Source organism: Methylocella tundrae (genome assembly GCF_038024855.1).
GTDB classification, from domain to species: Bacteria; Pseudomonadota; Alphaproteobacteria; order Rhizobiales; family Beijerinckiaceae; genus Methylocapsa; species Methylocapsa tundrae.
In genome coordinates, this window is record NZ_CP139089.1 from 932,734 (window position 1) to 947,076 (window position 14,343).

Annotated in this window: 12 protein-coding genes and 1 pseudogene; 11 read left to right on the top strand and 2 right to left on the bottom strand. The window is 60.9% G+C overall.

Going from position 1 to position 14,343, the window contains the following annotated elements; all coding sequences use genetic code 11:
- The first annotated feature begins 45 nt into the window (after nt 1-45).
- Nucleotides 46-1,674: a CTP synthase gene (locus tag SIN04_RS06965; protein WP_134487738.1), complete on the top strand. Its 1,629-nt coding sequence runs from the start codon at nt 46-48 to the stop codon at nt 1,672-1,674.
- A 27-nt stretch (nt 1,675-1,701) separates the two neighbouring features.
- Here the strand turns inward: SIN04_RS06965 and queF are convergent, their stop codons facing one another.
- Nucleotides 1,702-2,163: a preQ(1) synthase gene (queF, locus tag SIN04_RS06970; protein WP_134487741.1), complete on the bottom strand. Its 462-nt coding sequence runs from the start codon at nt 2,161-2,163 to the stop codon at nt 1,702-1,704.
- Between the two features lie 232 nt (nt 2,164-2,395).
- On the opposite strand from queF, the gene SIN04_RS06975 reads away from it, so the two are divergent.
- Nucleotides 2,396-2,977 (top strand): TetR family transcriptional regulator, encoded by a 582-nt coding sequence (locus SIN04_RS06975; protein ID WP_134487744.1) that lies wholly within the window; start codon nt 2,396-2,398, stop codon nt 2,975-2,977.
- A 30-nt stretch (nt 2,978-3,007) separates the two neighbouring features.
- Here the strand turns inward: SIN04_RS06975 and SIN04_RS06980 are convergent, their stop codons facing one another.
- The gene (locus SIN04_RS06980; protein ID WP_244605702.1) at nt 3,008-3,814 is read right to left on the bottom strand and encodes a lytic transglycosylase domain-containing protein; all 807 of its coding nucleotides are present in this window, start codon (nt 3,812-3,814) and stop codon (nt 3,008-3,010) included.
- A gap of 234 nt (nt 3,815-4,048) precedes the next feature.
- Here SIN04_RS06980 and eno point away from each other — a divergent pair, with 234 nt between their 5' ends.
- From eno to lipA, 9 genes and pseudogenes are all read left to right on the top strand, one after another.
- Complete coding sequence (gene eno / locus SIN04_RS06985) at nt 4,049-5,332, top strand: phosphopyruvate hydratase (RefSeq protein WP_134487747.1); 1,284 nt, start codon at nt 4,049-4,051, stop codon at nt 5,330-5,332.
- 113 nt (nt 5,333-5,445) lie between these two features.
- Nucleotides 5,446-6,041: pseudogene (locus SIN04_RS06990) on the top strand (MFS transporter).
- Nucleotides 6,038-7,294, top strand: coding sequence for an SLC13 family permease (locus SIN04_RS06995; RefSeq protein ID WP_134487750.1), 1,257 nt, complete (start codon nt 6,038-6,040; stop codon nt 7,292-7,294). Before SIN04_RS06990 ends, SIN04_RS06995 begins: the two are co-directional and overlap by 4 nt.
- A 50-nt stretch (nt 7,295-7,344) precedes the next feature.
- On the top strand, nt 7,345-7,668 hold the full coding sequence (locus SIN04_RS07000; protein WP_134487753.1) for an FtsB family cell division protein: 324 nt from the start codon (nt 7,345-7,347) through the stop codon (nt 7,666-7,668).
- A 198-nt stretch (nt 7,669-7,866) separates the two neighbouring features.
- Nucleotides 7,867-8,901 carry a pyruvate dehydrogenase (acetyl-transferring) E1 component subunit alpha gene (gene pdhA, locus SIN04_RS07005; protein WP_134487756.1) on the top strand — a complete coding sequence of 345 codons (1,035 nt, stop codon included), beginning with the start codon at nt 7,867-7,869 and terminating at the stop codon, nt 8,899-8,901.
- A gap of 41 nt (nt 8,902-8,942) precedes the next feature.
- Nucleotides 8,943-10,331: a pyruvate dehydrogenase complex E1 component subunit beta gene (locus SIN04_RS07010; RefSeq protein WP_134487759.1), complete on the top strand. Its 1,389-nt coding sequence runs from the start codon at nt 8,943-8,945 to the stop codon at nt 10,329-10,331.
- Between the two features lie 146 nt (nt 10,332-10,477).
- Nucleotides 10,478-11,794: a pyruvate dehydrogenase complex dihydrolipoamide acetyltransferase gene (locus SIN04_RS07015; protein WP_134487762.1), complete on the top strand. Its 1,317-nt coding sequence runs from the start codon at nt 10,478-10,480 to the stop codon at nt 11,792-11,794.
- Between the two features lie 24 nt (nt 11,795-11,818).
- Nucleotides 11,819-13,261, top strand: coding sequence for a dihydrolipoyl dehydrogenase (lpdA, locus tag SIN04_RS07020; protein ID WP_134487765.1), 1,443 nt, complete (start codon nt 11,819-11,821; stop codon nt 13,259-13,261).
- Between the two features lie 35 nt (nt 13,262-13,296).
- Nucleotides 13,297-14,304 (top strand): lipoyl synthase, encoded by a 1,008-nt coding sequence (gene lipA / locus SIN04_RS07025; protein WP_134487768.1) that lies wholly within the window; start codon nt 13,297-13,299, stop codon nt 14,302-14,304.
- Nucleotides 14,305-14,343: the final 39 nt, after the last annotated feature.

Consider the following 14,343-nt stretch of genomic DNA (forward strand, 5'->3'; position numbering starts at 1 on the left):
AATCGGCTTCCCCTCCCGATCAAACTCGGATAAAGCTCAAAGCCCATGGCGCGGTACATTTTCATCACCGGCGGCGTGGTTTCATCGCTTGGCAAGGGACTGGCGTCTGCGGCGCTTGGCGCCTTGCTTCAGGCGCGCGGCTACACCGTCCGGCTGCGCAAGCTCGATCCCTATCTCAATATAGACCCGGGGACGATGAGCCCCTACCAGCATGGCGAGGTTTTTGTCACCGACGATGGCGCGGAGACCGACCTCGACCTTGGCCATTATGAGCGCTTTACCGGGCGCCCGGCCATGCGCAACGACAACATCACGACCGGCCGCATCTATCAGGACATCATCGCCAAGGAGCGCCGCGGCGACTATCTCGGCGCGACGGTGCAGGTCATTCCGCACGTGACCAATGCGATCAAGGACTTCGTGCTCGACGGCAATGACGGCGTCGACTTCGTGCTCGTCGAAATCGGCGGCACAGTGGGCGATATCGAGGGGCTGCCGTTCTTCGAGGCGATTCGCCAGCTCGGCAATGATCTGCCGCGCTCCCATGCGATCTATATTCATCTGACTTTATTGCCGTTTATCCCGAGCGCCGGCGAACTGAAGACCAAGCCGACACAGCATTCGGTCAAGGAATTGCGTTCGATCGGGATTCAGCCGCATATCCTGCTTTGCCGGACCGACCGCGAAATTCCGCGCGAGGAGCGGCGCAAGCTTGGACTGTTCTGTAACGTCCGCGAAAGCGCCGTCATCGAGGCGCGCGACGTCGCCTCGATCTATGACGTTCCACGCGCCTATCACGCCGCCGGCCTCGATCAGGAGGTTCTCGCCGCGTTCGGGATCGAGCCGGCGCCTAAACCCGACATGAGCCGCTGGAACGCCGTGATGGAGCGCATCCACAATCCAGAGGGCGAAGTCACAATCGCCATCGTCGGTAAATACACCGGCCTCAAGGACGCCTATAAATCACTGATCGAGGCGTTGGCGCATGGCGGCATTGCGAACCGCATCAACGTTCGCATCGACTGGATTGAATCAGAGATTTTCGAGAGCGACGATCCCGCCATTTACCTTGACCATGTGCATGGCATTCTCGTTCCGGGCGGCTTCGGCCATCGCGGCGCGGAGGGAAAAATTCTCGCCGCTGGTTTTGCGCGTGAACGCAAGGTGCCTTATTTCGGGATTTGCTTCGGGATGCAGATGGCTGTGATCGAAGCAGCCCGCTCTCTGGCCGGCGTCACAAAGGCGAATTCCACGGAATTTGGACCAACCAGCGAGCCGGTCGTCGGCCTGATGACAGAATGGATGCGCGGCAATGAATTGCAGATTCGCGCCGCCGAAGGCGATCTCGGCGGCACGATGCGGCTGGGTGCCTATCGGGCGGAACTCGCGCCCGGCTCCAAAATCGCAGGGATTTATGGCGCGACCGAAATTTCAGAGCGCCATCGCCATCGTTATGAGGTCAATACCGCTTATCGCGCCCAGCTTGCTGAAAAAGGGCTGATCTTCGCGGGGCTTTCGCCTGACGGATTGCTGCCGGAAACCATAGAACTCATGGATCACCCCTGGTTCATCGGCGTGCAATTTCATCCCGAACTCAAATCGCGCCCCTTCGACCCGCATCCGCTGTTTGCGAGTTTTATCGCTGCGGCGCTTGAGCAATCGCGGCTCGTCTGACCTAACCGGCGCAGCGCGCTTCCGCTATCAACCCCGGCCGCGATAGGGCGGGACGCCCTGATCGGGGAGCCAAAGCCCGGCTGGCGGTTCTCCCGTGGACCAGAAAACGTCGATCGGAATGCCGCCGCGCGGATACCAATAGCCGCCAATCCTAAACCAGCGCGGCGAAAGGATGGCCACGAGGTCCTTGCCGATGCGCAGGGTACAGTCCTCGTGAAATGCGCCGTGGTTTCGAAACGAGCCCAGATAGAGCTTCAGCGACTTTGATTCGACGAGCCATTCGTCCGGCACGTAATCAATCACGAGAAGCGCGAAATCCGGCTGGCCGGTGACCGGACAGAGCGAGGTAAATTCCGGCGCGGTGAAGCGCGCGAGGTAATGCTCGCTTCGATGCGGATTAGGGACGCGCTCCAGCGTTGCTTCTTCGGGCGAGGCCGGCGCGGCGACGCTGGCGCCCAGCTGACTCGTTCCCGTATGCGTCTTAACCATTTGAACAGCCTCAGCTTGGGCGTCAGGCGTCACGGCCGGTAGGGTAGGGGGCCATCGCGCCTCTTCGCACCCGCCTCTAGGCCGATCCCGAGAAAATTTCAATCTCCGCAGCCCAGAATATGTTATCATGATGTAGCAATCATGATAACAGATAGTGAAATCTGTTATCATGATACATGGATTCGGATCAGCCGCTCCGTTCGGCCTATGCGAATTGCTGAAAGCATTGAGAATGAATGAGAAAGCCCTCACGCCAGATGCCATTCTCGATGCAACGGAGGCGGCGCTGCGCCGGTTTGGTCCGGCCAAGACCAGCGTTATCGACGTTGCCCGGGCTCTGAATGTCAGCCACGGCAGCCTCTACCGCCATTTCGACGGCAAGGCGGAACTGCTCGACGCCGTCGTCGCGCGCTGGTTATCCCGCATGGCGGGGCCTCTTTCGGTGATCGCCGCCGAAAGCGGGCCCGCGCCGGAACGCTTGCGGCGATGGTTCGATATCCTCATGGCCTCGGCGCGCGCCAAGGCGGAAAACGATCCAGACCTTTTTGGAACCTACCTGGAACTGGCCCGCTTAGACCGTCCCGTCGTCGCTGACCACCTGGCGAGATTAACGGTCCATGTCGCCAAAATCATCGACGACGGCGTGAAGCAGGCCGCCTTCACATCCGTCGAATCGGGCATGACGGCCTGCGCTATTCTTGACGCGACGTTGCGGTTTCATCATCCGCTGCACGCGCGCGAATGGGCGCGCCCGGAGATGAAGCTGAATTTTGACGCGGTTTGGCGGCTGATTTCGCGCGGACTTAGCCGGTGAGCAACCAATTAAGACAAATCGCCCATTTCGTTAACGCGACGCCATTCTGCGCCACTTGGCCTCGATGCGCCGCGAAATCGCCGCGACCCTTGCCTCGTGCGCGGCCCAGAACGCCCGGCTGGTTGACGCGGTGCGAAGCCGCGGCAGGCCGCGCCTTGCCGTTCTGAAAGCGCGCGGCGCCTTCGACTGGATGGACTCGAAAACCATCGGAACCGAGGCCGCCGCCGCGAAGGGAGAGCCGAGCGCGGCAAGATGCGCCCGCGCCCGCCCGCAATAAGTCGCGGACAGCGGCGACATCTGCTCCTCGCCGTGGCCGGCGCGATATTTCATCAGCGCGCGGCAGAGATCGCCATTGGCGAGCCGCCACGCCTCCGCGAGATAGACGACGCCATAGTGAATATTCACTTCCGGCCTGGCGAGTTCGGTCGCGTCCCCGCGAAAACCAAGCATGGCGGCTGTCTCGGGCCGGACCTGCATCAGTCCGATTTCGCCGATGTCGCCGATCACGGTTGGATCATAGCCGCTTTCAATGGCGACGACGGCATCGGCTATGTCGGGCGGAAGGCCTGTCTTGCCAGCCTCGCGCCGCAACAAAGTGCGAAAATTTTTACGCGCATCTGTCGAAGCAGCAGAAAAGGCAGGCTCATGGCGATCATCGTCCGCATTATCTTGCGCGGTCTTATCTGCGCCGGCCGGGTCGTGACGCCCGGCATCGCCGGGACTGGCTGGCCTTGCGACCGGCAACGGAGCGGCCGGCGCATTGCTCTGCGCCTGAACCGGCGCCGTCAGCGCCACGCAAATGGCTCCGATTGACGCGAAAGCGATTTTGCCTGCCACGTGATGCTCTTGCCTAAGGGTCGCGATGCTGACGCTAACGCGGAATAATTAAAAGGAATCGCTGCATTCAATCCCTCGGCAAGATTTTTCGCGGGCAGAGGGCGTCGCGTAGAAATTTTAGATAGAGGCTTAAAAAATTCCAAGCGCAAGACCCTGTTCAAGCCCTTTTGTCCAGCGAAGCTTCGTCGTAAAAGCCTAAGCCATTCGCCCTAATCGAAAGAAGAGGAAGCCTCCATGACCGCGATCATCGACATTGCCGCCCGTGAGATTTTGGATAGCCGCGGCAATCCAACCGTCGAGGTCGACGTGACTTTGGAAGATGGTTCACACGGCCGCGCCGCCGTGCCGTCCGGCGCTTCGACGGGCGCGCATGAAGCCGTCGAATTGCGCGATGGCGACAAGTCGCGTTTTGGCGGCAAGGGCGTGCTGAAGGCCGTCGAAAGCGTCAACCGAGACATTTTCGATGCTCTAAGCGGCCTCGAGGCGGAAGATCAGGGCAAGATCGACGCGATCATGATTGCGCTCGATGGAACCCCGAATAAAGCAAAGCTCGGCGCCAACGCCATTCTCGGGGTTTCCCTCGCGGTGGCCAAGGCGGCCGCCGACGCCTCCGCATTACCGCTCTATCGCTATATCGGCGGCGTGCAGGCGCATGTGCTGCCCGTTCCGATGATGAATATTATCAACGGCGGCGTGCACGCCGATAATCCGATCGACTTCCAGGAATTCATGATCCTGCCGGTCGGCGCGCCCTCGATCAAAGAGGCCGTGCGCTGGGGCTCCGAAGTGTTCCAGGTGTTGAAGGGCGCTTTGAAAAAGGCGGGACACAACACCAACGTTGGCGATGAAGGCGGTTTTGCGCCTAATCTGCCGTCTGCCGAAGCAGCTCTCGATTTTGTTCTGCGGGCGATCGAAAGCGCCGGCTTCAAACCGGGCGCCGACATCGCGCTCGGCCTCGATTGCGCTGCGACCGAATTCTTCAAGGACGGAGCCTATATCTATGCTGGCGAGGGGCTTTCCCGTTCGCCGGAGGAACAGGCCCATTATCTCGCAAGACTTGCCGCGTCTTATCCAATCGCGACCATCGAAGACGGCATGTCGGAGGACGACTGGGCCGGCTGGAAGATCGTGACGGATCTGATCGGCGGCAAAATCCAGCTCGTCGGCGACGATATTTTCGTCACCAACGTCGAGCGTCTCTCCGAAGGCATCAAAAAAGGCATCGCCAACTCCATTCTCGTCAAGGTCAATCAGATCGGTTCGCTCACCGAGACGCTCGCCGCCGTCGATATGGCGCAGCGCGCCGGCTACACCGCAGTGATGTCGCATCGCTCCGGCGAAACGGAGGATTCGACCATCGCCGATCTCGCTGTTGCGACCAATTGCGGGCAGATCAAGACGGGCTCGCTCGCGCGGTCTGACCGCACCGCAAAATATAACCAGCTGATCCGGATCGAAGAGGAGCTCGGCTCGCAGGCGGTCTACGCCGGACGCAAGGCGCTGAAGGCTTTCGCCTGAGGGCAGGCACCGTTTGAACGACAGCTTCGCCGCGAAAATGTTCGGCGAAGCCCTGGAACCAACGTCGCCTCGAAGGCTTAAGGCGTCACGCTTCAGCTCTTCCAGGCGGCTCCATGCACAACGAAACGTCGCTCGACGCTTTGAATTTCTTTCTCGCCGATGTACGGGAAGGGCTGGGGCCCTACCTCGCGATTTATCTCCTCACGGAGCGTCATTGGCCGGAAGACAGGATCGGGCTGGTCATAACGATCGCCGGCCTTGCCGGCATCATCGCGCAGACGCAGGCCGGAGCGCTGACCGACGCCAGCCGGGCCAAGCGAGCGATCATCATCGCCGCCGCCCTTGTCGTCACCGGCGCGTCGATCATCCTTCCCTATATGACCTCCTTCATCCTCGTTGCCGGCTGGACGGTGTCGGGGCGGGCCTTTATGGAGCGCCTTTCGTTGTCGTCGTCGCCGATCTGACGCGCGGCGGCGGACATTTCAATCTTGCGCAAGGGGCTGTCATCACGGCGCAAGGCGTAGGGGCGGCGTTAAGCACCTCTCTGGCCGGATTTATCGTCGTGCGCGCCGGATATTCCGCGGCCTTTCTCGTGCTCGGGGCGATAGCGGCTCTCGGCTTTCTATTGTATTTGTTCGGCATGCCGGAGACGCTCGAACCTGATCGAGGCGAAGGAGAGACAATTCCAGCGCCGGTCCCGGCTCAATGAGCTTTTCAGCTATACTCTCGTGGACAGTTGCGCTCGATTGGCGGCGGATCGCAGTCGTCGCGATTTTTCTTGTCACCTTGGCGGGGATCGCTGTCGGCCGGGCGCCCGGCCTGCGGATCGATCGAGCGGGCATGGCGCTCGTCGGCGCCAGCATGATGCTCGCGACCGGCGCTTTTGGTTTCGAGGACGCGCTCAAAGCGGTCGATCTCGACACGATCGCGCTGCTTCTCGGCATGATGATCATTGTCGCGCAACTGCGCGTTTCTGGCTTTTTCGAACTCGCCGGAAGCTTTGCCTTGCGGCGCGCGCATGGTCCGCTGCTGCTTCTCGCGGCGATTGTCATCGTCACGGGATGCCTTTCGGCCTTTCTGGTCAATGACGCGATCTGCCTCGCGCTGACGCCGCTGGTCATCGACTTGACGCGCAGACTGCGCCGCAATCCGGTTCCCTATCTGCTCGCGGTCGCCATGGCGTCGAACGCGGGAAGCGTTGCGACCTTCACCGGCAATCCGCAGAATATGATGATCGGCGTCGCATCGCATATTCCCTACGCGCAGTTCGCTCTTCGGCTGGCGCCGATCGCGGCGGCGGCGTTGCTTTTGACCTTCTGCCTCATAGCGGTTGTGCATCGGCGGGAATTTTCGACGCCATTTTCGGAGGCGGACGGACCGGCGCGGGCTCGCCGCCACCCCTGGCAGATCGGCAAGGCGGCGCTGGTGACGGTTTGCGTCATCATCGCCTTCTTCGCCGGCGCGCCGGTCGCCGAGGCGGCGCTCATCGGCGGCTCTTTGCTTCTCGTCTCGCGCGCGGTCAATCCGAAAAAGATCTACGCTGAAATGGACGGCGCTCTCCTTTTGATGTTCGCCGGGCTTTTCATCGTCGTGGCTGGCGCGAAAAATGCTCTTTTGACGCCGGACGCCCTCGCCGCCGTTGGGCGGCTCCACCTGGAAAATGGCTGGATTTTATCCGGCGTGACGGCGGGCCTTTCCAATCTCATCAGTAATGTTCCGGCCGTGCTGGTTCTGAAGCCCTTTATCGAGGCTTCGCCCAATGCGAATCAGGCCTGGCTTGTCGTCGCCATGAGCTCGACGCTCGCCGGCAATCTCACTCTCGTAGGCTCGATCGCCAATCTGATCGTGGCGGAGCGGGCGAAGCGATCGGACGTGACCATCTCCTTTTTCGACTATTTGAAGGTCGGCCTTCCCCTGACTGTGCTCAGCCTTGGCTTGGGCGCCTTCGCGCTTTCGCAATGAATCGAGGAGGCGTTAATGGATCGCTAACCTTGGTCGGGGAATGTGCCGCAATGGTCATTCGCAGGCGCTGGCGCGCTATCCTCTATCCCTTGTGTCTCTATTGCGTCTCCGGCGCGGCGGGCGGCTATTTTGTATGGCACGCAGTGAACGGCGAGCGCGGGCTGAAAACTCAGGACGAATACCAGGTTAAAATTGAGAGTCTGCAAAAGGAGCTGCGGGGTCTCAAGGCGGACCGGGCCCTTTGGCAGCACAAAATCGAGTTGATCAACGGCGCCGTCATCGATCGCGACCTCCTCGACGAAGAGGCGAGGAGTCTTCTCGGACGCGACGATAAGAATGATCTCGTCGTTTTGCTGCCTCATCCCGCGAACTAAGAGCGAGCCGGCGCCGATTGTCGATGCTCAGGTCAAGACAACGCTTGCTCGGGCATCTCGGTAGGATTATGCGTCAGTGCGGCCGCGAGCCTCTCCTCGAGCCGTAATCAAGGCGTGATCTTCCGCTCTCGCTTTCGGCGAAGAGCTGCGTTAGCTTTCGCTTCATCTTGTGTGTCCGCACTTGCAAAGGGTCTGTCCATGGCCGATGCATCAACCTCCGTCCGCGCCGAATCGAAGTCGCGGAAGGCGACCGACGCCCCTCCTGTCCCGCCTCCCTTCTCGAAAGAGGAAGAACTTAAGGCCTATCGCGAGATGCTGATGATCCGCCGCTTCGAGGAGAAGGCGGGGCAGCTCTACGGCATGGGCCTCATCGGCGGATTTTGCCATCTCTACATTGGGCAGGAAGCTGTCGTCGTCGGCGTCATGATGGCGGCAAAGCCCGGCGATCAGACCATCACGAGTTATCGCGATCATGGCCATATGATCGCCTGCGGCATGGATCCGAAGGGCGTTCTCGCCGAATTGACCGGGCGTAGAGGCGGCCTGTCGAAAGGCAAGGGCGGCTCGATGCACATGTTCTCGAAAGAGAAGAATTTCTATGGCGGCCACGGCATTGTCGGAGCGCAGGTGCCGCTCGGCACCGGGCTCGCCTTCGCCGACCGCTACCGGGCCAACGGGAACGTCTCATATACTTATTTCGGGGATGGCGCGGCCAATCAGGGGCAGGTCTACGAGAGCTTCAACATGGCCGAGCTGTGGAAGCTTCCCGTCGTTTATATCGTCGAGAACAACCGCTATGCGATGGGCACCTCCGTCAAGAGATCTTCGGCCCTGACCGATTTCTCAAAGCGCGGCCAGAGCTTCAATATTCCTGGCGAGCAGGTCGACGGCATGGATGTGCGCGCCGTCAAGGCCGCGACGGACCGCGCGCGTGAATGGTGCGCCGGCGGCAACGGCCCGATCATCCTCGAGATGCAGACCTATCGCTATCGCGGCCATTCCATGTCCGATCCTGCGAAATACCGATCGAAGGAAGAAGTGCAGAAGATGCGCGAGGAGCACGATCCGATCGAGCAAGTGCGCGCGCGCCTGCTCGCCGAACACAAGCTCGGTGAGGATGATCTCAAGGCTATCGACGGCGAGGTTCGCGCCGTCATCGCCGAGGCGGTCGACTTCGCCTCGCATGATCCAGAGCCTGATCCAGCCGAATTGTGGACGGATGTGTTGAAGTAGGCTCCAAAAAAACATTCGAGGGATTTGTTCAAGGAACGCCGATGACAACCAATGTTCTCATGCCCGCGCTTTCGCCGACCATGGAGCAGGGCAAGCTCGCGAAATGGCTGAAAAAAGAGGGCGATTCGGTGCGTTCCGGCGATATCCTCGCCGAGATCGAGACCGACAAGGCGACAATGGAGGTCGAAGCGGTCGATGAAGGCACGCTTGCCAAGATCCTTGTTCCTGATGGAACCGACAATGTCGCAGTGAATACGCCAATCGCCGTCATCGCGGGCGCGGGCGAAGACGCCGCAGCGGCCGCCGCTCCCGCACCCCGCCCCAATGGCGGGACCACGGCCCCGGCCGCCGAACCCGCCGCGGCAAAACCGGCGTCGAGCGCATCCCTTTTCGCGGCGCCCGCAGTGGCCGTCGTCCCGCGCGCGCCCGAATATCCTGAAGGGACCGAGATGGTCTCAATGACCGTCCGCGAAGCGTTGCGTGACGCCATGGCCGAGGAAATGCGCCGCGACGAAAGCGTTTTCGTCATGGGCGAGGAAGTCGCCGAATATCAAGGCGCCTATAAAATCACACAAGGACTATTGCAGGAATTCGGCGACAGGCGCGTTGTCGACACGCCGATCACCGAACACGGGTTTGCCGGCCTTGGCGTCGGCGCCGCTATGGCGGGTCTGCGCCCGATCGTCGAATTCATGACCTTCAACTTCGCCATGCAGGCGATGGATCAGATCATCAATTCCGCCGCCAAGACACTCTATATGTCGGGCGGACAGATGGGCTGCCCGATCGTTTTCCGCGGCCCCAACGGCGCCGCGGCGCGAGTCGCCGCCCAGCACAGCCAGGATTACACCGCCTGGTTCTCGCATGTGCCAGGTCTCAAGGTCGTCGCTCCTTACACCGCCGCCGACGCCAAGGGCCTTCTGAAAAGCGCCATCCGCGACCCCAATCCGGTGATCTTTCTCGAAAACGAGATCCTCTATGGGCACAGCTTCGACGTGCCGAAGATCGATGATTTCGTCGTGCCGATCGGCAAGGGCCGCATTGCGCGCGCCGGCAAGGACGTGACGCTCGTCTCCTTCAGTATCGGCATGGTTTACGCCTTAAAGGCGGCCGAGGAACTGGCGAAGGAAGGCATCGAGGCCGAGGTCATTGATCTACGCAGCATTCGTCCAATGGATACGGAGCTGATTATTGAATCCGTGAAAAAGACAGGCCGCTGCGTGACGATCGAAGAGGGCTGGCCGCAGAGCGGTGTTGGCGCGGAAATCGTCGCGCTGCTGATGGAGCGCGCCTTTGATTATCTCGACGCCCCTGTCGTGCGGGTCAGCGGCAAGAATGTGCCGATGCCTTACGCCGCCAACCTCGAAAAGCTCGCGCTCCCCAACGCGGGTGAAGTCGTCGCGGCGGCGAAAGCCGCGCTTTATCGATGAGCCGCTTGGAGAAGTTTTTCATGCGCGACATCATAGAAACCAGCTAACAATGTGTTTTTATTCATTTTCTTGAGGTTGGCGTTCTCCGCCTCGTTTGAAGATGACCCCCATCGACGTCGGCGTCCAGCTCGAAATGTGAGCCTCCCATGCCTATCAATATCCTGATGCCCGCGCTTTCCCCGACCATGGAAAAAGGCAATCTCAGCCGATGGCTGAAAAAGGAAGGCGACACGGTCAAGTCCGGCGACATTCTCGCCGAGATCGAGACGGACAAGGCGACGATGGAGGTCGAAGCCGTGGACGAAGGCGTCCTCGCTAAGATCGTCGTTCCGGACGGAACGCCTGATGTCGCTGTCAATGACGTCATCGGCGTCATCGCAGGCGATGGCGAGGACGCAGCATCCGCCGCGCCGGCCGCTGCGCCAAAGGCCGCGCCGACGACGACGGTTTCCGCCCCGGCTCCCGCCACCGTCGCCCCAGCAGCGCCAGCCGCCGCTCCTTTGGGCTCCAGCGTCAACGGGCATGCAGGACCGCGGATTTTCGCTTCGCCGCTCGCAAGACGCATTGCGAAAACGGAAGGCCTAGATCTCTCGGCTATCGCCGGTTCAGGGCCGCATGGCCGCGTCATCGAGCGAGACGTGAAGGCGGCGCTAACTCAGCCACGCCTGCAAACAGCTAAGGCCCCGGTCGCTCCCGCGCCGACTACTCCGGCGCCTACGCCAGCCTCGGACGACGCCATTCGGAAACTCTTTCAGCCTGGGTCCTACGACGAGACGCCGCATGATTCCATGCGCAAGACGATCGCGCGTCGCCTTGTCGAGGCGAGCCAGACGATTCCGCATTTCTATCTTTCGGTAGACTGCGATCTTGACGCTCTCCTCGCCGTGCGCGAGAGCGTCAACGCGAGCGCGCCACGCGATAAGGACGGCAAGCCAGCCTACAAAATCTCGGTGAATGATTTCATCATCAAGGCTCTGGCGCTCGCACTTATTCGCGTGCCGGACGCCAATGTGACCTGGACCGAAGCCGCTATGCTGAAACATAAGCACGCCGATGTTGGCGTCGCCGTCTCGATCCCCGGCGGCCTGATTACGCCGGTCATTCGCTCCGCAGACACGAAAAGCCTCTCGACGATCTCGAACGAGATGAAGGATTTCGCCGCCCGCGCGAAAGCTCGGAAATTGAAGCCTGAGGAGTATCAGGGCGGCTCGTCCTCGGTCTCCAATCTCGGCATGATGGGGATCAAGTCCTTTTCCGCAATCATTAATCCGCCGCAGGCCTCGATCCTCGCCGTCGGAGCGGGCGAGCAGCGCGTCATCGTCAAGGATGGCGCGCCCGTGGTCGCAACCCTGATGAGCGCGACCCTCTCGACCGACCATCGCGCCATCGACGGCGCCCTCGGCGCAGAACTCATCGGCGCGTTCAAACATCTGATCGAGCGCCCCATGGGGATGCTCGTCTAGTTTTTCTTCCGAAACGAGTCCGCAATGGCAGACCCATACGACATTCTCATCATCGGCGGCGGGCCTGGCGGCTATGTCGCCGCCATCCGCGCCGCCCAGCTTGGCTTCCGCACCGCCGTAATAGAGCGCGAGCATCTTGGCGGCATCTGCCTCAACTGGGGCTGCATCCCGACCAAAGCCCTTCTGCGGTCGGCCGAAATTTTCCACTACATGCATCACGCCAAGGACTATGGTCTGGCGCTTGAGGGCAAGGCGGGCGCCGACGCCGGCGCGGTGGTCAAGCGCTCGCGCGCCATTTCCGCGCAGCTCAACGCGGGCGTCGGATTCCTGATGAAGAAGAACAAGATCGACGTCATCTGGGGCGAGGCGACGATCACCAAGGCTGGCGAAGTTGTTGTGAGCGCCTCGAAAAAGCCTGTTGTGCAACCGCAAAACCCCGTTCCCAAAGGCGTCCTCGGCGAGGGGACGTATCGGGCGAAGGACATCATAATAGCAACCGGCGCGCGGCCCCGCGTGCTGCCTGGCATTGAGCCGGACGGCAAGCTGATCTGGACCTATTTCGAGGCGATGAAGCCGGAGGCGTTTCCGAAAAGCCTGATCGTCATGGGCTCAGGCGCGATCGGCGTTGAATTCGCCTCATTCTATCGAACCATGGGCGCGGAAGTGACCGTCGTCGAAGTACTGCCGCAAATTTTGCCGGTCGAGGATGCTGAAATCGCGGGGCTCGCGCGCAAACGGTTCGAAAAGCAGGGGATCAAGATCTTCACCGCGACCAAAGTGACGAAGGTCGAGAAGAAGGCGGACAGCCTCGTCGCCACGATCGAGGACGCCAAGGGCGCGACCCAGACACTTGCCGCCGAGCGCATGATCTCGGCGGTCGGCGTCATGGGCAATATTGAAAATCTTGGGCTCGAAGCGCTTGGCGTCGTCGTCGATCGCGGAATCATCAAAGCCGATGGCGTCGGCCGCACCAATGTCGCTGGCGTCTATGCGATCGGTGATGTCGCCGGGCCGCCGATGCTTGCGCATAAGGCCGAGCATGAGGGGGTTATCTGCGTCGAAGCGATCAAGGGACTCCATCCCCACCCGATGGATAAGCTCATGATCCCGGGCTGCACTTATTGCAATCCGCAGGTCGCTTCCGTCGGGCTGACCGAGGCCAGGGCCAAAGAGGCGGGATATGACGTGAAGGTCGGTCGCTTCCCGTTCATCGGCAACGGTAAGGCGATCGCGCTCGGCGAACCCGATGGGCTGGTCAAAACGATCTTCGACGCCAAATCCGGCAAGCTCCTCGGCGCTCACATGGTCGGCGCGGAAGTGACCGAATTGATCCAGGGCTTCGTTGTCGCCATGAATTGCGAGACGACCGAGGAAGAGCTCATCAATACGGTCTTCCCACATCCCACTCTTTCCGAGATGATGCATGAAAGCGTGCTCGATGCTTATGGGCGCGTGATACATATGTAGTTACGGTCGCGAGTAGGCGGCAGGGAAACGCAGATATGACGGACGCATCCGACCTCTCCGAACTCGTGGAAGACGCGAAGGCGCAGGAAGCCCGCGCGAACGAGCCGCTGCGCCATCCTGAAAAGGCGCATCGCCCCGATCAGCCGGTGTTGCGCAAGCCGGAATGGATAAGGGTCAGAGCGCCGGGGTCGCCCGAATGGGCCGCGACGCAAAAAATCGTCAAGGATCACAAGCTCGTCACCGTGTGCGAGGAGGCCGGCTGTCCGAATATCGGCGAGTGCTGGGCGAAAAAGCACGCGACTTTCATGATCATGGGCGACACCTGCACGCGGGCTTGCGCCTTCTGCAACGTCAAAACCGGACTGCCGCGCGCTCTTGATGCCAATGAACCAGAGAGAGTGGCGGACGCCGTGGCGAAGCTCGGCCTCTCACATGTCGTCATCACGTCAGTCGATCGCGACGACCTTACGGATGGCGGCGCGCGCCATTTTGCGCAGGTGATCGAGGCGATCAGGACCGCAAGCCCGAGGACGACGATCGAGGTGCTGACACCGGATTTCCTGCGCAAGCCCGGCGCCCTAGAGGCTGTCGTCGCGGCGAGACCCGACGTGTTCAACCATAATCTTGAGACTGTCCCCTCAAAATATCTGACGGTTCGTCCGGGCGCGCGCTATTTCCACTCGATCCGGCTGCTGCAGAGGGCAAAAGAGCTCGATCCGACGATTTTTACCAAATCCGGCATCATGGTCGGCCTCGGCGAGGAGCGCCATGAGGTGCTCCAACTGATGGACGATCTGCGCAGCGCCGATGTGGACTTCATGACCATCGGACAATATCTGCAGCCGAGCAAAAAGCATCACGCCGTCGAGCGTTTCGTGACGCCGGAGGAGTTCAGCTCTTACGCCGCCATCGGACACGCGAAAGGCTTTCTCCTGGTTTCCTCGTCTCCCCTGACGCGTTCCTCGCATCATGCGGGAGAGGATTTCGCCAAGCTGAAGTCGCAACGGCAGGCGCGGCGCCCGGCCTTGCAGCGTGGCGCCTGAGCCGCTAGATCAGTTCCGATTTTCCAAAGCAAAGCATGC